Here is a 21355-nt window from a genome sequence, read left to right as displayed (position 1 = left end):
TTCCCTATTGTTTTTTATAAAAAAATAACCATCACTCACTGAGTAAATATATATTTTAGTATATAATCTCAATTATTATCAACTGCAGTTATAGTTTCAATTTAATCCAGTAAAAACACATTAAAATGCCAAATAAAAATGCACCATTAATCATATTACAGCGGAGTATTTTATTACTTTTCATTAGTTTTCTTGCTATGTATTTATTACCAGGAATATATAGTCATAGCCCTTGGAAGCAAGATGAAAATTATAGTTTTGGTATTATTCAAACTATGTATGAAACAGGTAAATGGTTAGTCCCCACAAATGCGGGCGAGCCGTTTATGGAAAAACCTCCGCTTTATTATTGGGTTGCAGCAATTACCTCTCATTTGTTTTCAAGTTTTATCCCACTTTATGATGCCGCCCGTAGTGCAAGCTTATTTTTTTCGGTGATCAATTTTTCATTTTTTATTCTTTTGGCGCGCCGTTTTTTCCATGCCAAAGACTTCACCGATACCCGTATTTGGGTCGCATTTGCACTGTATGCTTGTGCCCCCGGTGTTATCAGGCATAGCCATGATATGTTTACCGATGTTGCGCTGATGGCTGGGACGACTATTGGCTTGTATGGGTTATTAGGGCTGATACAACAACAAAAAATGCACATGTCTGCACTTTGGTTATCCCTTGGAACCATCGTCACCATGTTGTCAAAAGGTGTTTTTATCCCTGGTGTTCTCTGGATCTGCCTATTTTTATCGCCAATTTTTCTCGCTCAATGCCGAACTAAGCAATTTTGGTTATACAGCTTAACTGCAGGGTTAATTGCCTTTATCGCGATTTTACCTTGGCCTATCCAACTGTACCTTCAACACCCTGATTTGTTTATCGTGTGGTTTTGGGAAAATAATATCGGCCGCTTCTTTGGTTTTTCGGTTGAAAAATTAGGGGCAAAAGCTAATTTAACCCGGATCCCTGCGGCAGTTTCCTTATTTGCCTTTCCTTCTGGTTTACTGGCTGTTGCTTATTTTCTAAGGCATCCGGTTAAGCGTTTATTTAATTCTAACGAGTTTCTATTGGCGCTATTTCCTTTATTAGGTATCGTTTTTTTACAGATTTCAGCTTCTGGTCGGGCGTTATATTTACTGCCTTTTATTGCCCCCATGGCCATATTAGGAAGCCAGACACTATTTTGTTTCCCAGAAAAGCTCCTCAATAATATTGCCCGCTTTGCAGCTGTTTTGTGGTCTGTACTTATTCTTTTTTTATGGGCCTGCTACTTCATCTCTTTGGCTGGCTATCAACAAGAATGGCTAGCTCCATTTGGCCGCTGGCTCCCTATGAGCTACCAAATGGCATTTTCTCCCGTTGTATTCATCTGTGCTCTGTTGATTACATTGGTATGGTTTTTACGCAATAAAATTATTCCAAACTTCATGCCACCTGCTTTTCATATGATGAAAAACTGGTTATTAGGCTTATGTGCTGTTTGGGGGGTAATTTTAACCTTATTTTTGGGGTGGATAGACTACGCAAAAGGTTTCGAAGGGGTTTTTGTCGATTTAAACCAACATTTATCTGGCCAATTTACAGAAAATGATTGTATGGCATCTGATAATATTGGTGAATCTGAAGCACCGATGCTCTACTACTACGCGGGGGTATTACACCAACGCCAAGATCGGTTTGAAAAACCGGAACAATGCCGCTGGCTAATTGTACTCTCAAAAACGATTAAACCTGCACCGCAAGGCATGGAATTATTCTGGCACAATCATCGGCCGGATGAATTCAGAGAAAACCTCGTTGTGTATAAAGTTATTGAGTAATTTATTTGCGGTGCTCGCTGGCTGAGTAGAGCACCGCAAATGAGCTTATTGGGTAACTTGCTCAACTTTTTGGGCACTGTATTTTTCTCGTGTGAACCATAAAAATACAGTCACAGACAGAACCAATAACACCGGTAAGCCTACAGGTGAGATTGAAGTCGCAATTCCCGCAAGTAGTGGCCCTGATAAATTACCAATTCCCCACAGCATGGCAGCCGCAGCATTAGCAATGATCAACTCGTTCCCTTTGAAATATTGGCCGATTTGCACCAACGCAATAGTATAAATTGCCCCTGCTGTCGCCCCTAAGACAAACAGTAATACCCAAATCAGATAAGGTTGAGTTATAAGGAAAGGCAATAATAGACTGGCTGCAAGTGTGATAATGCCACAGATTCGGTACAATTTTTCTCTATTCATATGGTCTGCTAGCCAGCCGAAAGGAAGTTGCATAATGGCATCCCCAGCAAGAATAGCGCTGATCATTAATGCGGCAACCGCTTCTGTATGACCCATTCCCATGCCATAGATTGGGAATATCGATAAAATGGTTCCATCAAAAAAGGCAAAAAATAAAATTCCGCCACAAATACCCGGTGCAATTTTCACAAATTGAACAATTGAAAAATTAGATTTTTCGGCATTTTCGGCTAAACGGTCACCGACTTTTTGATCCATTAAAATAAATAGTGCCACAGAGATTAAATGGATCAACGTACAAATCAATAAAGGGGATTTATCTTCCACACCATAATAAGCAATAAAGGAAGGCCCGAGTAGCTGGCTTACTGTGAATACAGTGGTGTAAATTGCCAAAATACGGCCCCGTTTATTTTCAGGCGATAATTCGTTAATCCACGTTTCACCCAAGCAAATCAGCACACCGCTCGCCAAGCCTGTTACTAACCGTAACGGAAATAATAACCAAAGAGGTAATGTGCTCAATAATGGTAATAAGCTAATGGCAGAAACAATCGTTGCCAATAGCATTGCTTTTCGCTTACCTGACCAACGCACAATACGTTGAACGACAGGTGCAATTAAAAACATGCCTAATGCAGGTGCCGCTGAAATAATGCCAATATACAACTCATTGATACCATAATTATTTAGCCTAAGCGCTACCATTGGAATACTTAGCCCAATAACGATACCAATGACAGCAATACTCATTGTAATGGTAAAAATAGCAAAGGATGGGGAACGACGAAAATGTTGTAAACGCTGATTATCAGAGCTCATATTGAAATTAATCTGTTTCTTTTTAACAAAATAACAGACTTTAACTCCATAAAATAGATTGTTATGAGAAATAAAAAACCACATCATTATTAGTAAAACCAATAATGTTCGCGATGATTGTAACACGACCTATATATTCTGCTATTTATCTTTATAAAACTATTTTTAATATTCTAAATACTTAAAGGACGAAGAAATATCGATAAAGCAGAGCAATACCTGATAATAAAATAATGACATTAATAAATTTTAAAAAACTTTCACGTGAAATTTTTAATGTTATATGCCGCCCAACCCACGTACCGATTAACATAGCAGGAGAAAACGCTAAGGCAATCAATAAAATATCCAGATTGAGATACACTCCCATCACCAAAAATATCACCACTCGAGTTAGCGTGCTAAACCCAATTAACGTCATTTGAGTGAGTCGAAAACGTTGTTTATCTTCAATTCGGCTCGATAAATACATGGCATAGATAAAACCACCACTACCAAATAAAGCACTAAAAACACCGCCCACTAAACTAAATGGGACAACCAATGCCTTTGAAAAGGGTAATTTTGATTTTTTAGAAAAGAATGCATGTAATACATAACCAACAACAAATAACCCAAGTAATAATACGAGTATATCGGGACGTGTTTTTAATAAAATCGCAGCGCCAACTAAACTCCCTACTATCATTAATGGAATTATCCATTTAATTTCCTGATAATCCGCATTTTTGCCATCTTTAAATAAGTTCAAAACTGCGGCGGTTAGATCAATTAGCGCAAGAATTGGAACAATCATATTTAATGGCAAATACATGGCTAGCACAGGGGTTGCTATGAGGGCCGAACCAAACCCCGCCATACCAAAAACCAAATAAGCAAAAAGTAGCGTTGAGAAACAAATCGCCATTTCTAATGATAATAATTCAAACGGCATGACCTTAACTCCAGACGTTTTTTAACGTCCTCACTATAGGTTCTTTCAAATACAGAAAATAGTTTTATTTTTGTAGGGTTTTAAATTTCAAATCTATATCAAAAAACAAAATAGCCACTTTAAATACAATATACAACTAAGAGTGTATAATTTGCTTCACTGAGTGATACAGAACTAGCACAATAAATTAAAATTCAGGTAAAGACACATTGTGGATAAAAAAATTAATTTAAAAATCGGGCAGAAAATTCGTTTACTTAGGCAAGCAAGAGATCTTTCACTAAACGAGCTATCTCGTCTATCGGGGATCTCGAAAGCGGCTTTATCCAAGTTAGAATCTGGCGATTCAAACCCACGCATTGATACATTAGAGTCGATTGCCATTGCCCTGCGCTTTCCACTAAGCGATCTGTTTACACGGCAACATGAGGCCTATCCCTATTTTCTCAAAGCCACTCCCAATGAAAAAGAGTATTCACAACAGTTTAAGTTTCGCATTAGCATGGGAAATATCTCTGAAATTTGGCAATTAACCATGAAGAGAGGCGCTATCATTAATAGCCCCGCCCATATGAGTGGAACCCACGAACACATTATGGTGAATTCTGGCTCACTCATGTTACGGCTACATGACGACCAAAATATCGTCTTAGAAGCGGGAGATTTTTATGCTTTCAGTGGTGATTTCCCACATAGTTATCTCTGTATGGAGGGAGAGCTGCAAGCAACCGTCGTCATGACTTACTCTCACCTTAGTGATAGCGTTTAAATTGCGGCATGTTGTGCATCATAACTAATGCGCAACGTCCCCTTTTTAAATTTCATCGACTTAATTGAAAAATGCTGAATGTTATCTAGCGAAGAAACATGTGTTCCACCACAAGGCATTTCTTCAGTTTGGTCGATATAACTGATCCGCAAATCCCCCTTTTGCTTTATTGCAACGGCTCGCCCACTATGAAGGCTTTGGTTAACAATATCTTCAATGTATTGGCTATCTAGCTCTTCAAAAGGCGTGACATCCCCTTCCATCATGCTAAATTCCACCCGTGATTCATCAGGAAAGTGATGGCCTTTTTGTGCAAGCCAACCAAAGCGACGTAATTCCCAATTCAACAAGTGACCAGCAGTATGTAGCGCCGCATAACGCTGACGTTTTTCCTTATCGACCCTTGCAACCACATTGCTATCTTGGCTCAAAATGACATGTTCTGGTAAGTATGCCACAATCAAGCCACTCAATTGTTTCTTAATACGAACAGCAATATCATTCACCCAAGCTGTGTCCATGGGTTGCCCACCACCTTGTGGGTGGAAAATATTATCTTTTAAAGCAACCCAATGCCCCTCATCATCTTCCCCTTGCGCCAGTAAGGAAGTTTCGATTTCATACTGATAAGTGTTCGATAAATAGATGTTATTTTGCATAGATTCATACCTGTTTGTTATTCAATTTACCAAATAGAAACCCACAATACATTCGAAAAATTATTGTTCAGCAACTGAATTTATATCATTTTCGTTCGCTTTAGGAAACCCCATTTATCACTATGATTAAATATCAAACAAAAATAGCCCACACAGTTGAATGGGCTATTCGGTCATAAAACTTAATCTCAGAATTACTGCAAATAATTTTCCATTGTTTCGAAGAGACGCAAATCATCACTAAAGCGTACCTCTCGAACATCTTCTAGTTTTTCAACTTGGTTAATCATTTGCGACAAGCGCTCATCTTTTTGTACTAATAGCCATATACGGCTTTCATCTTTATCTTTAATCGGCATACAGAGAATGCCATCAACGTTAAATGCTCTACGGGCAAATAAACCACAAATATGTGACATTACACCTGGGTGGTTACGAACAATTAGCTCTAAAGCAATCGGATGATGTTCAAATACCATAATTACGCTCCAATCATATCAATATTAGCTGCACCCGGTGGAACCATTGGATATACCTTCTGATTAACATCAATCAAGGCATGGATCAAACATGGACCTTTGGTATTCATTATCGCTTCTAACGCCATTTCAGGGTCTGCTTCATTATTTAAATCGCAAGTTTGCAAACCAAACCCTGCCGCAATTTTGATAAAGTCAGTTTGGTACGGATAAGCTGCAGCAAATATGCGGTTTTCAAAAAATAAATCTTGTTGTTGATGAACCATTCCTAATGCTTGGTTATTCATTAAAATGATTTTGATATTTAACTGATGTTCCGCTGCGGTTGCCAGTTCTTGAATATTCATCATCAGACTGCCATCACCAGAAAAGCACACTATCGTTTTTTCAGGTTTTGCTAACGCCGCGCCTATCGCAGCAGGCAGACCAAACCCCATGGTACCTAACCCGCCTGATGTCAGCCATTGACGTGGACGAGACAGAGGATAAGCTTGAGCTGCCCACATTTGATGCTGACCAACATCCGTTGTCACAATTGCATCTTCACCTACCGCACGTGCTGTAGACAGAACTAAGCCATAGTGATTCAGCGGGTTATCCGCATCACTGAAATTCAGTGGATATTTCTCTTTTAATTGATTTACTTGCGCCATCCAATCAGCGCGCTCATTACGTTCAACCAAAGGCAATAACAGCTCCAATATTTGCCCCGCATCTGCATGAATAGCGATATCTGGGCGCTTAATTTTGCTGATTTCTGCTTTATCGATATCCACATGGATGATTTTCGCGTTAGGACAAAATTTCTCTGCCTTGCCTATCGCCCTATCATCAAAGCGTGCACCAATAACAATCAATAGATCCGATTCTTCCATTATCATGTTAGTACTTGCCGCAGCGTGCATACCTAACATACCTAAATATAACGGATGCCTCATCGGGATAGTACCAAGTGCCATTAAGGTCATGGTTGTTGGTAATGAGGCTTTTTCCGCAAATGCGATTGCCGTTTCTGTAGAATCGGAGCTAATCACCCCACCACCAAAATACAATACTGGACGTTTCGCGTTATTAATCATTTCAGCCGCTTGCAGAACTTTTTCCATGTCAAAAGCAGGAGCTTTATCTTTCGGTAATACTTCTGGTATTTCAGTTAGTTCAATTGTGGCAGTTTGAACATCTTTTGGAATATCAATCCAAACAGGTCCAGGGCGGCCTGACTCTGCAATACGAAAAGCATCACAAATCACTTGTGGCAATTCATTGATATTACGAACCAAATAATTATGTTTCGTCACTGGAATCGAAATGCCATAGGTATCAACCTCTTGAAAAGCATCCGTGCCAATCATTGACGAAGAAACTTGAGCCGTAATACAAACCAGCGGGATAGAATCCAGTTTTGCATCGGCAATAGCAGTCACTAAGTTTGTTGCCCCAGGCCCACTTGAAGAGATACAAACTGCGGCTTTTCCTGTGGTACGCGCAATTCCCTGAGCAATAAAACCTGCTCCTTGCTCATGGCGAGCCAGTATATGACGGATTTTCTGGCTTTGCCCTAATGCATCATAAAAAGGCAAAGCCGCTCCCCCAGGAATGCCAGAAACGATGGTAATACCGTGTTTTTCCAGTAAATGTACGATTAATTCTGCACCCGTAAAGCGGGTTTTATGTGGTGTTGTGGTGCCCGATTCGCTCATCATAATTATCCTTTGCTAGCCTGCGGACTCGAGCGAGAAGTGATAAAAAACCCCGCTCGGTTTGCGCCGGCGGGGTTTCTAAATCTACGTTGATTTGTACCCGTTACGGCGCTAAGCCCACGACCACCACCACACGCACGACCACCGCGGCACGTGGCGCGGTTAGTAGTAGGTTGGAATGATGAATAGTCATGTTCACGGGTTCTTCCTGTTTAGTCTGTCTAATTTATTGATTATTATTTTTCAGTTTCTTTTCTTAAGAAAACATAAATTTCGTAGCATGACAATCATTTTTTCTTGTTTTATTCCAAAGGAATGGTAATTGCGACATTCATCACACCCCATTCCAGTAGAGATATTATCTAGAAAAATAAAAAAATATAGAATTAATCACCATTCAAAATCCCAGCAAAAACCTTGACTTAAAGTTAACTTTAAGTTGTATCCTTTACTCCAACTCAAGGGGGTTCGCTCTTGATGGAAACATTAACTAATTGATTTTTAATTAATAAACAGAGGGATATATGCCAAAATCCGTTTGGTGGTTAACCATCACACTTGCATTATTTATCACAGGAAATGCTATTGTCCTTTCTGTAGCAGTGGTTATTGGCGAAAAACTGGCTATCAACCCAACGTATGCGACAATTCCACTGGTAAGCCAATACGTTGGCTTAATCTTAGCAACTATTCCGATCGCGTTTTTAATGCAAAAGTACTCGAGAAGAGTAGGCTTTATTATTGGTAATATCGGTGGGTTAATCGGCGCAGGCTTTTCTATTCTGGGCGTGATAGAAAGCCATTTAGTTTATTTTTCCATCGGGTTATTTTTCACTGGTATTGCTATTGGTACTGCACAACAATTCCGTTTTGCTGCTATCGAAGAAGCACCAATTTCTTTGCGAGCAAAAGCTATTGGCCTTGTCATGAGCGGAGGTATCGCCGCCGCCTTAATCGGCCCAACATTAGCCATTACTACCCAAAGATTTTTTGTAGAGCACCCGTTTGCAGGGCCATTCATCACGTTAGCCGCCATCTATGTGATCGCATTTATTCTATTATTAGTTGTGCCATTAAAGAAAATAGAGAAAACACCATCGGATGAAGCGTTAGTCAAACGCAACTACAGTGCATTGTATTCACAACCTATTTTAAAATTAATCGCCATTGTTAGCGCGGTTGGATATGCCATTGTGGTTTTCACCTTTGCCTCAATACCGTTATCCATGAAACAACATGATTTCGCCTTTTCCTCTATTGCGATTGTATTTCAATTCCATGTATTAGGTATGTTTGCACCATCATTTTTCACTGGAACATTAATCCATCATTTAGGGGCAAAACGCATTATTTTCTGCGGTATCATATTGTTAATTTTATCAGCTACTATGAACCTGCTAGGTAACCATTTTTACAATTATTTGTTGGCTGGTATTTTTGTCGGTGTCGCCTGGAATTTAATTTTAATTAGCACCACTAACTTATTACCACATACCTATGAAGCTCATGAACGCGCTAAAGTGCAAGGAATGACCGACTTTCTTATCTATTTCTTCGGAGGAATAGGTAGCTTAGGGGCAGGAGTTCTTTTCTTTATATTCGGTTGGCAGACGATGAATGCCCTATCTGTAGTCATTTCCACCACCATTTTAATTAGTTTTTGGAAGCTAAAAAAATATATCCCCAAACGCCAATGAAAAGTTACATCACTGTACGATGGTTTTATATTCAGAGAGCCTAATAGTTTTATCTATTATTAATCGATATCATGATGAATATATCTCCTTAAGATAAACTCCACTGGCTATAAACTAATTAAAAATCGGTATTTTGTCTATTTTGCCAATTAACAAACTGTATTCAACTTTGTTTACTATTTATTTATTGGCTATTGACTGAATGAGGGATAAGATTAAAAAGTAACTAATAGGAAGATATTATGTATAAAGAAATCCCTGTTCCCTGCAATGGGAAATACACAGAATTTCAATCTACAGTTGTTAATGAAATATTAGTTTGGATTGAAATGAACTTAACCAGTCGTCTATTACTTGATGATATCGCACTAAAATCAGGATATACAAAATGGCATTTACAAAGAGTATTTAGAAAAGTCGTTGGTATGCCTTTAGGTGAATATATTCGCCGAAGGAGGATCTGTGAAGCCGCTAAAGACCTGTGTTCCACTGAACTCCAGGTTATTGATATTGCATTAAAATACCAATTTGACTCCCAGCAATCTTTTGCAAAGCGATTTAGAGCTTATTTAGGTACATCACCGTCAATCTACCGACTGTCCGGTGAAAGTCAAAATGACCCATTACTACTGGAACCTAAAGTAGCTTGATACGCTAATATGAAAATAAAATTTATATTTCCTTTTTTAATAACACTACCAATACAAAGCCCTATGTAAGTTAATTACTGGGGCTTTTTTATTTTCTATTCATTTAAGAAACTTTTAATTTAAAATTAATAAATCCTTAAGGTTTTAGTTTTATATTTAGTTTACCATATTAATAAAAAATAATTTTCTGGATATATGATTTTAATTTTATTATTTATTTTATTTGCATACTCTGATAAGCAAACAAAGTAGAACAGTAATTAACATAAAGCAGAGAAAAAACCGTTTAGTTAAGCCTAATATTATCAACTTTCTGATCCGGTACTCTGGGAGTATTTGTCCCAAGCGTAAAGGTAGAATCTTGACACTTTCATTAACAGCACTTTCTCAACTCAGGCTGCTCCCTCAAAATCAAATAGGTAAGTATTCGAAAGCGGGCTGTTTTTAACAAACATTGAATCATATTCTAGTAAGATCTCAGTGAAAAAATCCATTTTCCACTCTTACCCCCAACTCTATATCAAACCTTAGTATTTTTGCTCAACTAACTGTGGAGCCAAAATCAGGCCACTATACTGCGATGACTTCCTGAACTAGCGTCTATTTATTCATAATCATGAATAAATCCCTCTATTTATTATTCTTAACTTGATAACGTACCGGGCGATTGAGCTTCTTCACCACGCCATCATCAACAGCGCGTTTCAGCCATTCAGTTAACTGAGACTTATGAAGCTGAGTGCTTTCAACTAGCGTATCAAGGGTAACTGGCTTTTCAGCCAATTGTTGAAGCTCGGAGGCAAACAGCTGATAAAAATCGACAGGCCCTGCTGGCGTAGCTTCGCTTTTGGTTGCCTGCTCTGGAATAGTCTCAATATTTGCCTGACTTTTGCTAACGACTATTTCACGCTCTGACTCGATAACGTCTTCTTCAAGCTCAGATTGTGGCTCAGGACTAGACTGAGGCTGAAAAAACAATTCCGACTGAGCAGGCATGGAAAATAAATCGCCTATCTGCCCTTCTACCTGATTCTCACAGCCACCTTCATTACTCATTAAATCGGAAATAGTGAAGGCTTGAGAGTCTGCCTCCAGCCAACGACCACCTTTGGCAACCAAATCGGCATTCGCGGCATCTTTATCAGTCGTTTGTTTAACCCACAGAGGCACCCATGTTTTTTTCAGATTTTCTTCTGCACCGTTTAGTGTACCGCCTTTTTTACCTGAGTGAATCACCAGAGAGCTATCCGCAAGGCAATAGATATATTTATTGCGGGCCATAGCGTTACCTACACTGAATCCTGCCTCAGGGTAGAAAGGCGATACCAACACAGTATGACCATCCATTACCCCTTTTCGCCACTTGCTGCTGGTTGATGCCTTTAGCAGGCTATCGGCCATAATGCCGATCACCACTCCACCTTGTTTGATGGCACCCTGCATTACCGTTTCGTCGACCCCCCGTGCACCGCCAGAAACAATGGCAATACCCTCTACTGCGGCTTTCGCTCCTATCTGTTCGGTAAAGGCCAGATCAGGCTCACTGGCATTTCGCGAGCCAATAACCGCCAAGCCACCTGCATTTAACAAGGATTTATTACCGCAGCCAAATAACACCGGCGGACAATCGGTTTTCAACCGTTGCTTTAGGCGTTTTGGATATTCTGGATCTGAGCGGGTTACAACCCAGAGACCAGCCCGTTGCCATTTTTCCATAGCCAGTGCAAGGCTATGGCCACGACTCAACAATTCAATGATTCTCTCCATGCTGATACGCGCATCGTACCAACCATGCAGCAATGCTTTCGGGTCAGTCATCAACAAGTCGGCGGGAGTGGTGGACTTTTCTTTTAGCCATAAGGCAAAGCGTCCCCACTCCGTATTAGTCAGCGGCTTGGCAGCTTCGCTACTAGTTTTCGAAAAATAACTGGTCAGCAGCAAGGTCGCTTGCGCCGTAGGTGACAATAGAGTGGATTCAATCATGAGTCTTTCACCGAAGATGAAGCTAGTGCCACAGGATAAACTACTCCGCTGCCTGCTTGCTGTAAGAGTGCTGCAATGACCGTCAGCGTCCAGCCGGAGTCTACTATGTCATCAACTAACAAAACTGGCTGTTCCCTATAAAGCTGAGTTACAGCAAACGCGCCATCTAGATTGCGACATTGATGGAAACGATTCTGCTGGCCTTTTTGCGGCTGGTTGTCTTTGACTTTGCTAACTGCATCCACAAATGGTAGACCTAATCGTGCAGCCAGACGACGTGCAAAATCCGGTACCAGTTCAGGATGATTACGCGATGGCACGCAGCACACCCACTGTGGCGCAGGATCCGGCTGCCAGCGCTGAAGAAACATTTCCGCCATGGCTTCAACCAACTCATCGCTGAAACGCCCGGCATGCTTGTTGTCAGCAACCGTACTACCCCAGCCAGCATCCCCCCAGCGGGATAAAACACGGCCTTCTTGTGCGCGAAGTTGCTGGGGTAGATTACCATGAAAATCGTAATCCAGAAAGGAATTGGCCGCCACTTGTGCTTTAGGGGTAATCACCATTTCCGCGTGCTTAAGGAAGGTACCTGCACGATGCACCAAAGCAGGATCAATCGGAGTATTGATGACGGCCTGCCCTAGGCAAGATGAACATTTATTGCAAGGCGTAGGATCGAGATCATCCAGCGCCCGGCGCAGAAAAGTCATTTTGCAGCCAGTATCATTCAAATATGCCTGAACCTCTTGCCATTCGTTCTCCCGCTGCCCGGTTAAGTGAGCAATTCGGGCATGATCCATTTGGTAACGAACCGGTGTTCTAACCCAACGACTTCCGTCTTTAATGACAGGTGCAGGGTTTTCCACGCTCAGCAGCTTTAATACTTTTTCAATCTGGCCATGCCGAAGGTTGGTTTGCTCCTCAATGCTACGGATCGACACACCATCGTTCTGCTCTAGAACTGACAAGATCTCATTAACATGCTCCTCTGAAGGAAAAGCCGAGTCGCGGAAAAATTCATGAATATCCTGATCTTCAACACCCGACATCAACATCCCTACAGCATAAGTAATACCACGACCGGCGCGCCCTACCTGCTGATAATAGGCAACGATAGAGCCCGGCGCTTGATAGTGAATAACAAAGCTTAGATCCGGCTTGTCGTACCCCATCCCTAAGGCTGTAGTAGCCACCAACACCTTTAACTGGTTATTGAGCAGCAGTTCCTCCAGATACTGTCGATATAAGTTGCTATTTTCAAAACCATCTGCTTTAACGCTGCCGTGATAAGCTCTGGCGTCTATGCCATTATCACTTAACCATTCAGCTACCTGTTCGGCATCCCGTACTGTTAAGGTGTAAACGATACCTGTGTTCGGTAATGTAGGTATCACCTGCGCCAACCAAGCCAATCGAGAAGCCTGGTCGGGCAATATCATAGTCTGCAATGCAAGGCTTTCTCGGATCAACTGGCCTCGATGGATTTGAATAGTTCCAAGCTGAGTTTGAATATCCTCAACTACACGGTTATTAGCTGTTGCTGTAGTCCCCAGTACCGGCGTATTGGCAGGCAACTGGCGAAGAATATTCACTATTCGACGGTAATCGGGGCGAAAGTCATGACCCCAGTCCGAAATACAATGCGCTTCATCAATCACCATCAGAGCGATACGATCGGCAATGGGTTGTAACACGGTTTGGATAAAGTTGTCGTTGGCCAAGCGCTCAGGGGAAATCAACAAACAATCGATTTGATTATTCAGAACCCGCTGGGTCACCGCCTGCCAATCGTTTTGATTGCTTGAGTTCATGGTCTCGGCGACAATACCCAAACGCTGCGCCGATTCGATCTGGTTACGCATCAAAGCTAACAAAGGCGAAACGATAATAGTCGGTCCCATCCCCCGATCTCGGAATATTTTGGTGCTAATAAAATAAACCGAACTTTTACCCCAACCGGTGCGCTGCACCACTAACAGCTTTTGACGATGATTCACCAATGCATCAATAGCTTCCCATTGGCCATCGCGGAATTCGGCGGCAGGATTAGCTAAGGCAGCTTTTAGTAATTGTTGGGCTTGGGCTCGATTCATGATCACTCCTTGATTTACATGGTTAGCTCGTTACTCATAAGTTTGAGCCGTAGCTAGTCGTGGGCTTTAGGGCATCAGCAGATTTTCACAGTCGTTTTTCAATTACTTCGATGTTTTCCAGTTATGCCGTCGGGCCAAATTTCTAGTTATCGTCTGAACTACTGCTTGCTGATTTAATGACTTCACTCACTCTTGCTCGGTTGTGCTGGGCGGCGATATATTGCTCCAGCTCGCTTTGTTTAAATCGCCAGGAGTTACCAACTTTAAAGCCTGGTAGTTCACCACTTGCAGCCAAACGGTATATAGTTCGTTCATTCACCTTGAGGTAATCGGCCACGTCTTTGATAGTCAATATGGGGTTACTCATGACGAGATTCTTCACCAATGTCGAAAAAGTACCAAAATGTCAATATATAGGATCTGGAAGGGAGATCAAGTAAGAAAAACTTTCAGTCTTATTGATCACCAAACATTCTTTGGTAGTCTGCCTTATAATAGTTGACAGGTATGTTTTTGACCAATCCATTGATTATGTGATGGACGTTGTGACTGGTGAAATCCACTTTGATACTACTGGAAACATATTCGGACTATTAAAACCAGAAATGTACCATGGACATAATTTTCAAAATACCGATGAACTAACTGAAAAAATTGACAAATATATAGAGTATTACAATACCAAATGGGCCAACTCCAAACTAAAAAGCCTGACTCCGGTTGAATATCGAAATCAGGCCTTACAAGCCGCTTAGCTAAAAATGTCCAACTTTATGGGCACTTCACAATTAAAGGACTTTAATTTTCATTTATTAAAAATAACTCCAAGATAAATCCTAGAACGGAATATCGTCATCGAAGTCCATTGGTGGTTCATTGGTTTGTGGAGCAGGCGCTGATGAGCGTGCTGCAGGGGCTCCGCCGCCACTAAATTGCTGTGCTGCTTGTGGCTGCTGAGGTTGGCCCCAACCGCCTTGGCCGCCTTGACCTTGTGATGGTGCATCACCGCCACGGCCGCCTAACATTTGCATTGATCCACCGATATTCACAACAACTTCTGTCGAATAACGGTCTTGACCACTTTGGTCTTGCCATTTACGTGTTTGCAGAGAACCTTCGATATAGACTTGTGAACCTTTTTTCAGGTATTCACCGGCTACCTCAGCAAGTTTGCCGAAGATAACCACGCGGTGCCATTCGGTTTTTTCACGCATCTCACCGGTTTGCTTGTCACGCCAACTTTCAGAAGTTGCCAGAGTCAGGTTTGCCACAGCTCCGCCGTTAGGCATATAACGGATTTCTGGATCTTGTCCTAGGTTACCGATAAGAATTACTTTATTTACGCCTCTGCTGGCCATTTATTACTCCTGATGCATTGAATTTTAATCTCTGGATTAGCCGTGAAGTTTACCACGACCTCGCTTTTTTGCACCACGAAATTGAAACTACTGAGCGTTATTGCGAAACGCTTTCCAACTTTTGGTGAAATTCTACCGTGCCAATTTTCAGTATAGACATAAAATAATTCGCACAGCATCTATCTTTTCGATAAATTCAGATCGCTGTTTTTCTGTTTCACTATTAAAATCTTACTCTAAATAGTTCAAGCAGTGGCTAGGCGGCAAGCGAAGATATCGCAGAGAGCAGCTAACACCGCCACGGTTTGAAATATGACGAATAGGAAATACTGTATATCCATTCAGCCATAAATATGTGATAATAGTCTCTTGCGATTGTTCAATATCAAATCATCCGGGAAGTGGTAAATGGATAATATCGAAGTCCGCGGCGCACGCACGCATAATCTGAAAAACATCAATCTCATCATCCCTCGCGACAAACTCATTGTTATTACTGGGTTATCTGGTTCAGGGAAATCATCTTTAGCTTTTGATACCCTGTATGCAGAGGGTCAGCGCCGTTATGTTGAATCTTTATCTGCTTATGCTCGCCAGTTTCTTTCTTTAATGGAAAAACCGGATGTCGATCATATTGAAGGGTTATCCCCTGCGATTTCGATTGAACAAAAATCCACTTCACATAACCCACGTTCGACGGTCGGAACCATCACAGAAATTCATGACTATCTGCGGTTATTATTTGCACGTGTTGGTGAACCTCGCTGCCCTGATCACGACATACCACTTGCTGCTCAAACTGTTAGCCAGATGGTCGATAATGTTCTGGCTCAGCCCACCGATCGCCGAATGATGCTACTTGCGCCTGTCGTTAAAGAACGTAAAGGGGAGCACGTTAAGTTACTCGATAACTTAGCCAGTCAAGGTTATATCCGCGCCCGAATTGATGGAGAAGTTTGCGATCTATCCGACCCGCCAAAGCTCGAATTACAGAAAAAACATACGATTGAAGTGATTGTCGATCGTTTTAAAATTCGTGATGATATTGCTCAGCGTTTAGCCGAATCCTTTGAAACTGCATTAGACCTGTCTGGCGGTACCGCAATTGTTGCAGATATGGATGACGCCAATGCAGAAGAACTGGTTTTTTCTGCCAATTTTGCCTGTTCCGTTTGCGGCTACAGCATGGTGGAACTTGAACCTCGCCTATTTTCTTTTAACAACCCTGCAGGTGCCTGTCCGAGCTGTGATGGCTTAGGTGTTCAGCAGTTTTTTGACCCCGAAAGAGTCATTCAAAATACTGAAATCTCACTCGCGGGTGGTGCAATTCGGGGTTGGGATCGCCGTAATTTTTACTATTTCCAAATGCTGATGTCATTAGCTGAGCATTATAAATTTGATGTGGAAGCCCCTTATGACACTCTGAGCCCTGCCATTCAAAAAATTATTTTATACGGCTCAGGCAAAGAAACGATTGAGTTTAAATACCGTAATGATCGTGGTGACATCACCGTGCGCCGACACCCTTTTGAAGGCGTGCTCAATAATATGGAGCGTCGTTATAAAGAAACAGAATCAACGGCTGTCCGTGAAGAATTAGCGAAATATATCAGTAACCGTCCATGTGTTTCTTGCCATGGGACTCGCTTACGTAAAGAAGCACGCTTTGTATTTGTTGAAAATACGACATTGCCTGAAATCGCAGATTACAGCATTGGCCACGCAATGGAATTTTTCCAGAACCTAAAACTCACAGGTCAGCGCGCTCAAATCGCAGAAAAAGTTTTAAAAGAAATTGGCGATCGCCTGAAATTTCTCGTCAATGTTGGGCTTAATTATCTGACACTTTCACGTTCTGCTGACACCTTGTCTGGTGGTGAAGCACAACGCATTCGTTTAGCAAGCCAAATTGGTGCTGGTTTAGTGGGAGTGATGTATGTTCTTGATGAACCTTCAATTGGCTTACACCAACGGGATAATGATCGCTTACTTGAAACATTGATCCATCTTCGTGATCTAGGAAATACTGTGATCGTCGTTGAACATGACGAAGACGCGATCCGCGCTGCAGACCATGTGATTGATATCGGACCCGGTGCTGGGGTGCATGGTGGGCAAATTGTTGCCCAAGGAACACTGGAAGATATTGTCGCAAACCCAGATTCACTCACTGGTAAATTTTTAAGCGGTGAGCGCAGAATTGACATTCCACAAAAACGCGTTCCAATTAATAAAGATAAAATGCTGACGGTGTTTGGGGCCAAGGGCAATAACCTGAAGAATGTGACATTAAAAGTCCCTGTCGGGTTATTTACCTGCATCACTGGTGTGTCTGGCTCAGGTAAATCAACACTAATAAACGATACGCTATTCCCTATTGCTCAACGCCAATTAAATGGGGCGACCACCATCACCCCTGCCCCTTATTTGGATGTAGAAGGCTTAGAGCACTTTGACAAAGTCATTGATATTGACCAGAGCCCAATAGGCCGTACACCACGTTCCAACCCTGCTACCTATACCGGTGTGTTTACACCTGTTCGTGAATTATTTGCCGGTGTGCCTGAGTCTCGAACTCGTGGTTATAACCCAGGGCGCTTTAGCTTTAACGTTAAAGGCGGCCGATGCGAAGCTTGCCAAGGTGATGGCGTCATTAAGGTTGAAATGCACTTCTTACCTGATGTGTATGTCCCTTGTGACCAATGTAAAGGCAAACGCTATAACCGCGAAACACTAGAAATTAAATATAAAGGTAAAAATATCCATGAAGTGCTGGATATGACCATCGAAGAGTCTCGTGAATTCTTTGATGCCGTACCTGCCCTTGCTCGCAAGCTACAAACTCTGATGGACGTTGGTTTATCCTATATCCGTCTCGGCCAATCAGCAACGACGCTATCCGGTGGTGAAGCACAACGTGTGAAATTAGCCAAAGAGCTATCCAAACGCGGAACAGGGCAAACTATCTATATATTGGATGAACCGACAACAGGCCTGCACTTTGCTGATATCCAGCAACTTTTGGTCGTTTTACATCAACTTCGTGACCAAGGAAACACCATTGTAGTGATTGAGCACAACCTTGATGTGATTAAAACGGCAGACTGGATTGTTGATTTAGGCCCTGAAGGAGGGAGCGGTGGCGGTGAAATTTTAATTGCCGGCACGCCAGAAGAAGTGGCTGAGTGCAAAAAATCTCACACTGCAAGGTTCTTAAAAACGATTTTAGAACGCGGCTACTAAGTAAAAAGGCCATTAAAAAATAAGTAAGAAGATTATCAGGGAGTATTTTGCTCCCTGATAATTATTACGATAGCTAAGAGTTATTAGCTAACCGCAGCAAATGCTTCCACAATGCGTTTAACATTATGGCGATTGACGCCTGCCATACAAACACGGCCAGTTCCAACCAAGTAAACCGCGAACTCGTCTTTCAGGCGAGCAACTTGCTCTTTAGAAAAACCAGTGTAACTGAACATACCGCGTTGTTTTAACAAGTGGTCGAAATTGTGGTTTGGTAATGCTTTTTTCAGCTCATCAACCAGTACCGTACGCATGTCTAAAATGCGCAAACGCATCTCTTCCACTTCTGCTAACCATTTGGCTTTTTCTGCGCTATTGGTTAATACCGCTGCAACAATTTTTGCGCCATTCGATGGCGGGCTTGAATATAAGCGACGAACACCCGCTTTTAACTGACCTAATACACGGTCGCGCTCATCTGGGTTTTCGCAAATAACGGATAGCCCTCCGGCACGTTCACCGTAAATACCAAAGATTTTAGAGAATGAATTGCTAACGAACACAGGCAAGCCAGCTTTAACCATCGTTCGGATAGCGTAAGCATCTTCATTAATGCCTTCTGCAAAACCTTGATAAGCAATATCTAAAAATGGGATCAGTTTACGCTCTAATGCCACCTTTGTGACTTCATCCCATTGTGCAGGAGTCAGGTCGGAGCCTGTTGGGTTATGGCAGCACGGGTGCATTAGGATGATGCTATTAGCAGGTAATTTTTTGAATGTTGCTAACATTTCATCAAATTTAACGCCTTTAGTTTTTTCATCAAAGTATGGGTAATAATGCACTTTTGTACCCGCACCTGAAAAAATAGAAGCATGGTTTTCCCAAGTTGGGTCACTGCACCACACTTCGGAATCTGGATAATATTGATGTAAAAAATCTGCACCAATTTTCAATGCACCAGAACCACCAATGGTTTGCACAGTAGCAATACGCTCTTGTGCAATTAATGGGCAATCCTCACCAAATACTAATTTTTGCAATTCAGTACGGTAATCTTTCAAACCTTCCATAGGCAAATACAGTGATGCGCTTGCTGGCAGTTTATTTAACGCTGCTTTTGCCGTACCGACTGTCGCCAGTTCAGGGGTTTTCCCTTCACCATCATAGTAAAGACCGATACTCAAATTAATTTTATTTTCACGAGTGTCTTTATTAAATTCATCCATTAACGACAGAATTGGGTCGCCCGGATAAGCATCAACATGTTCGAACACAGGACATCTCCTAATCATTATTTTACGCTAAATAAACCAAGCGATGATTTGCCCTATTTAGCGCCATTTTTACGTTGTTATCTGAAAATAACCCTTTGCTGGCTATTCGTCTACATATTCCATTGCAACTCTAGAGGTTAACTTTGTCAGCAACTCATAGTTGATAATACCCGTTTGTGTGGCAATTTCTTCAACCGGTAGTTGATTTCCCCACAAAATTACGTCATCACCCACTTTATCATTGGCATTTAACCCTAAATCCACCACGGTCATATCCATGGAAATTCGCCCAACAATAGGCACTTTTCGTCCATTAATTAACACAGGTGTACCTGAAGGTACGTTACGTGGATAACCATCACCATAGCCGATTGCAACAACACCAAGTAGAGTCTCTTTATCACTGCACCATGTTTCACCGTAACCTACACATTGCCCTGCCGCATGTTTCCTAACCGCAATTAATGTTGATTTTAGTGTCATCGCGGGAAGTAAACCGAAGTCTTGTGCACTTTTCCCCTCTTGTGGCGAAGCGCCATACATCATGATCCCTGGACGTACCCAGTCATAATGAGCTTCTGGCCAAAGTAAAATCCCCGCGGAGGCCGCAATGGATTTTTCCCCCTCTTTATCAGCAATAAACTGTTTAAAGCAGGCAATTTGTTTTTCAGTTGTCGGTAAATGGGGGGTATCCGCTTGGCAAAAATGACTAACAATGTTGATAGGAAGCTGAACTTGTTGGCAGCGTTGTAAACGTTGATAAAAGCCTTCAGCATCTTTAGGGAGGACACCTAGGCGGTGCATGCCTGTATCTAATTTCATCCAAACTTTAAGAGGATAAGGCAATTTGGTGGCTTCTAGCATTTCAAGTTGTTCAATACAGTGGATCACGGTATCAATCTGGTTTTCTGCCATCAACAACAAGTCAGACTGCTCAAAAAAACCTTCCAGTAACACAATCGGTTTTACCACACCATGTTGCCGCAGCAATAGCGCCTCGTTGAGCCTTGCCACCCCAAAGCCATCCACCAGCTCTTCTACTGCCTGACCAACCCCTACTAACCCATGACCATAAGCGTTTGCTTTGACAACTGCAATCATTTGGCTATTTGGTGCAATTTCTTTCACCCGTTGCAAGTTGTGTCGCAGAGCGCGGCGGTTTATCAATGCGGTTGCCGCTTTCATTGTTTCCTCGTTCTTTTTCTCTAAACCCGCTAAAAATTAAGCTGCCCTTTGGCAGCCCAATATGTTCTCTATTTGTTATACGCTAAAAAATATCAATTTCCATTCGATATTATTTTTATGGATCATTTAATTTTAATACGCTAGTTCCAATACTCTAAATAGTTTGCGTTGTCGCTAGGCGGCGATTGAGATAATCCTAGGAGCATACAAAAGTATGTGACTAGGATTAAGGAATGAAGCCAACACCGCGACAGCGCGAAATATGACGA

General features: G+C 41.8%; 18 protein-coding genes. 6 read left to right on the top strand and 12 right to left on the bottom strand.

Annotation, left to right across the window (positions count from 1 at the left end):
• Positions 1-125: 125 nt before the first annotated feature.
• Complete coding sequence (locus tag PR800_RS06840; protein WP_195698159.1) at positions 126-1814, top strand: ArnT family glycosyltransferase; 1689 nt, start codon at positions 126-128, stop codon at positions 1812-1814.
• A gap of 45 nt (positions 1815-1859) precedes the next feature.
• Here the strand turns inward: PR800_RS06840 and PR800_RS06835 are convergent, their stop codons facing one another.
• Positions 1860-3143, bottom strand: coding sequence for an MFS transporter (locus tag PR800_RS06835; protein WP_331001562.1), 1284 nt, complete (start codon positions 3141-3143; stop codon positions 1860-1862).
• Positions 3144-3237: 94 nt separating this feature from the next.
• Complete coding sequence (locus tag PR800_RS06830) at positions 3238-3990, bottom strand: sulfite exporter TauE/SafE family protein (protein ID WP_102139097.1); 753 nt, start codon at positions 3988-3990, stop codon at positions 3238-3240.
• Positions 3991-4201: 211 nt separating this feature from the next.
• Between PR800_RS06830 and PR800_RS06825 the strand changes: the two genes are divergently transcribed.
• Entirely contained in the window at positions 4202-4759 is a 558-nt protein-coding gene (locus PR800_RS06825) for a helix-turn-helix domain-containing protein (RefSeq protein ID WP_102139098.1), read from the top strand.
• Here the strand turns inward: PR800_RS06825 and PR800_RS06820 are convergent.
• The 4 genes from PR800_RS06820 to ivbL all read right to left on the bottom strand — a co-directional run bounded on the left by PR800_RS06820 (position 4756) and on the right by ivbL (position 7790).
• On the bottom strand, positions 4756-5418 hold the full coding sequence (locus tag PR800_RS06820; RefSeq protein WP_272530447.1) for a hypothetical protein: 663 nt from the start codon (positions 5416-5418) through the stop codon (positions 4756-4758). The two genes, PR800_RS06825 and PR800_RS06820, sit on opposite strands and share 4 nt — an antisense overlap.
• Positions 5419-5612: 194 nt before the next feature.
• Positions 5613-5897: an acetolactate synthase small subunit gene (ilvN, locus tag PR800_RS06815; RefSeq protein ID WP_004260877.1), complete on the bottom strand. Its 285-nt coding sequence runs from the start codon at positions 5895-5897 to the stop codon at positions 5613-5615.
• Positions 5898-5899: 2 nt separating this feature from the next.
• Complete coding sequence (gene ilvB / locus PR800_RS06810) at positions 5900-7597, bottom strand: acetolactate synthase large subunit (RefSeq protein ID WP_272530464.1); 1698 nt, start codon at positions 7595-7597, stop codon at positions 5900-5902.
• A gap of 103 nt (positions 7598-7700) precedes the next feature.
• The gene (ivbL, locus tag PR800_RS06805; protein WP_241098802.1) at positions 7701-7790 is read right to left on the bottom strand and encodes an ilvB operon leader peptide IvbL; all 90 of its coding nucleotides are present in this window, start codon (positions 7788-7790) and stop codon (positions 7701-7703) included.
• A gap of 331 nt (positions 7791-8121) precedes the next feature.
• Between ivbL and PR800_RS06800 the strand changes: the two genes are divergently transcribed.
• Complete coding sequence (locus tag PR800_RS06800; RefSeq protein WP_272530446.1) at positions 8122-9294, top strand: MFS transporter; 1173 nt, start codon at positions 8122-8124, stop codon at positions 9292-9294.
• Between the two features lie 242 nt (positions 9295-9536).
• Positions 9537-9944 (top strand): helix-turn-helix domain-containing protein, encoded by a 408-nt coding sequence (locus PR800_RS06795; RefSeq protein WP_102139104.1) that lies wholly within the window; start codon positions 9537-9539, stop codon positions 9942-9944.
• 630 nt (positions 9945-10574) lie between these two features.
• Here the strand turns inward: PR800_RS06795 and PR800_RS06790 are convergent.
• The 3 genes from PR800_RS06790 to PR800_RS06780 all read right to left on the bottom strand — a co-directional run bounded on the left by PR800_RS06790 (position 10575) and on the right by PR800_RS06780 (position 14390).
• Positions 10575-11927, bottom strand: coding sequence for a DNA-processing protein DprA (locus tag PR800_RS06790; RefSeq protein WP_195698157.1), 1353 nt, complete (start codon positions 11925-11927; stop codon positions 10575-10577).
• A complete protein-coding gene (locus tag PR800_RS06785) occupies positions 11924-14023 on the bottom strand; it encodes a RecQ family ATP-dependent DNA helicase (RefSeq protein WP_210848956.1) in 2100 nt (699 codons plus the stop codon). Before PR800_RS06785 ends, PR800_RS06790 begins: the two co-directional genes overlap by 4 nt.
• A gap of 142 nt (positions 14024-14165) precedes the next feature.
• A complete protein-coding gene (locus tag PR800_RS06780) occupies positions 14166-14390 on the bottom strand; it encodes a helix-turn-helix domain-containing protein (protein WP_166267325.1) in 225 nt (74 codons plus the stop codon).
• A gap of 178 nt (positions 14391-14568) precedes the next feature.
• On the opposite strand from PR800_RS06780, the gene PR800_RS06775 reads away from it, so the two are divergent.
• Complete coding sequence (locus PR800_RS06775; protein ID WP_439652721.1) at positions 14569-14778, top strand: IS3 family transposase; 210 nt, start codon at positions 14569-14571, stop codon at positions 14776-14778.
• Between the two features lie 81 nt (positions 14779-14859).
• Here PR800_RS06775 and PR800_RS06770 read toward each other — a convergent pair whose 3' ends face one another.
• Positions 14860-15381, bottom strand: a complete 522-nt coding sequence (locus PR800_RS06770; protein ID WP_102139105.1) for a single-stranded DNA-binding protein — start codon at positions 15379-15381, stop codon at positions 14860-14862.
• A gap of 408 nt (positions 15382-15789) precedes the next feature.
• Between PR800_RS06770 and uvrA the strand changes: the two genes are divergently transcribed.
• Entirely contained in the window at positions 15790-18624 is a 2835-nt protein-coding gene (uvrA, locus tag PR800_RS06765; RefSeq protein WP_102139106.1) for an excinuclease ABC subunit UvrA, read from the top strand.
• Between the two features lie 83 nt (positions 18625-18707).
• Here the strand turns inward: uvrA and PR800_RS06760 are convergent, their stop codons facing one another.
• Entirely contained in the window at positions 18708-19901 is a 1194-nt protein-coding gene (locus tag PR800_RS06760) for an amino acid aminotransferase (protein ID WP_166267309.1), read from the bottom strand.
• A 102-nt stretch (positions 19902-20003) separates the two neighbouring features.
• Entirely contained in the window at positions 20004-21086 is a 1083-nt protein-coding gene (gene alr / locus PR800_RS06755) for an alanine racemase (protein ID WP_102139108.1), read from the bottom strand.
• Positions 21087-21355 lie beyond the last annotated feature (269 nt).

The sequence above is a fragment of the Providencia sp. PROV205 genome, from assembly GCF_028479505.1.
In the GTDB taxonomy this organism is placed as follows: Bacteria; Pseudomonadota; Gammaproteobacteria; order Enterobacterales; family Enterobacteriaceae; genus Providencia; species Providencia huaxiensis.
This window is presented reverse-complemented; position numbering and strand designations above follow the sequence as displayed.

What these genes read in the sequence shown, in the direction of transcription:
- PR800_RS06785 (WP_210848956.1), bottom strand. Translation starts at nt 14,023, where the DNA reads ATGAATCGAGCCCAAGCCCAACAATTACTAAAAGCTGCCTTAGCTAAT.
- PR800_RS06835 (WP_331001562.1), bottom strand. Translation starts at nt 3,143, where the DNA reads ATGATGTGGTTTTTTATTTCTCATAACAATCTATTTTATGGAGTTAAA.
- PR800_RS06790 (WP_195698157.1), bottom strand. Translation starts at nt 11,927, where the DNA reads ATGATTGAATCCACTCTATTGTCACCTACGGCGCAAGCGACCTTGCTG.
- PR800_RS06780 (WP_166267325.1), bottom strand. Translation starts at nt 14,390, where the DNA reads ATGAGTAACCCCATATTGACTATCAAAGACGTGGCCGATTACCTCAAG.
- PR800_RS06820 (WP_272530447.1), bottom strand. Translation starts at nt 5,418, where the DNA reads ATGCAAAATAACATCTATTTATCGAACACTTATCAGTATGAAATCGAA.
- PR800_RS06800 (WP_272530446.1), top strand. Translation starts at nt 8,122, where the DNA reads ATGCCAAAATCCGTTTGGTGGTTAACCATCACACTTGCATTATTTATC.
- PR800_RS06795 (WP_102139104.1), top strand. Translation starts at nt 9,537, where the DNA reads ATGTATAAAGAAATCCCTGTTCCCTGCAATGGGAAATACACAGAATTT.
- uvrA (WP_102139106.1), top strand. Translation starts at nt 15,790, where the DNA reads ATGGATAATATCGAAGTCCGCGGCGCACGCACGCATAATCTGAAAAAC.
- ilvN (WP_004260877.1), bottom strand. Translation starts at nt 5,897, where the DNA reads ATGGTATTTGAACATCATCCGATTGCTTTAGAGCTAATTGTTCGTAAC.
- ilvB (WP_272530464.1), bottom strand. Translation starts at nt 7,597, where the DNA reads ATGAGCGAATCGGGCACCACAACACCACATAAAACCCGCTTTACGGGT.
- alr (WP_102139108.1), bottom strand. Translation starts at nt 21,086, where the DNA reads ATGAAAGCGGCAACCGCATTGATAAACCGCCGCGCTCTGCGACACAAC.
- PR800_RS06770 (WP_102139105.1), bottom strand. Translation starts at nt 15,381, where the DNA reads ATGGCCAGCAGAGGCGTAAATAAAGTAATTCTTATCGGTAACCTAGGA.
- ivbL (WP_241098802.1), bottom strand. Translation starts at nt 7,790, where the DNA reads ATGACTATTCATCATTCCAACCTACTACTAACCGCGCCACGTGCCGCG.
- PR800_RS06840 (WP_195698159.1), top strand. Translation starts at nt 126, where the DNA reads ATGCCAAATAAAAATGCACCATTAATCATATTACAGCGGAGTATTTTA.
- PR800_RS06830 (WP_102139097.1), bottom strand. Translation starts at nt 3,990, where the DNA reads ATGCCGTTTGAATTATTATCATTAGAAATGGCGATTTGTTTCTCAACG.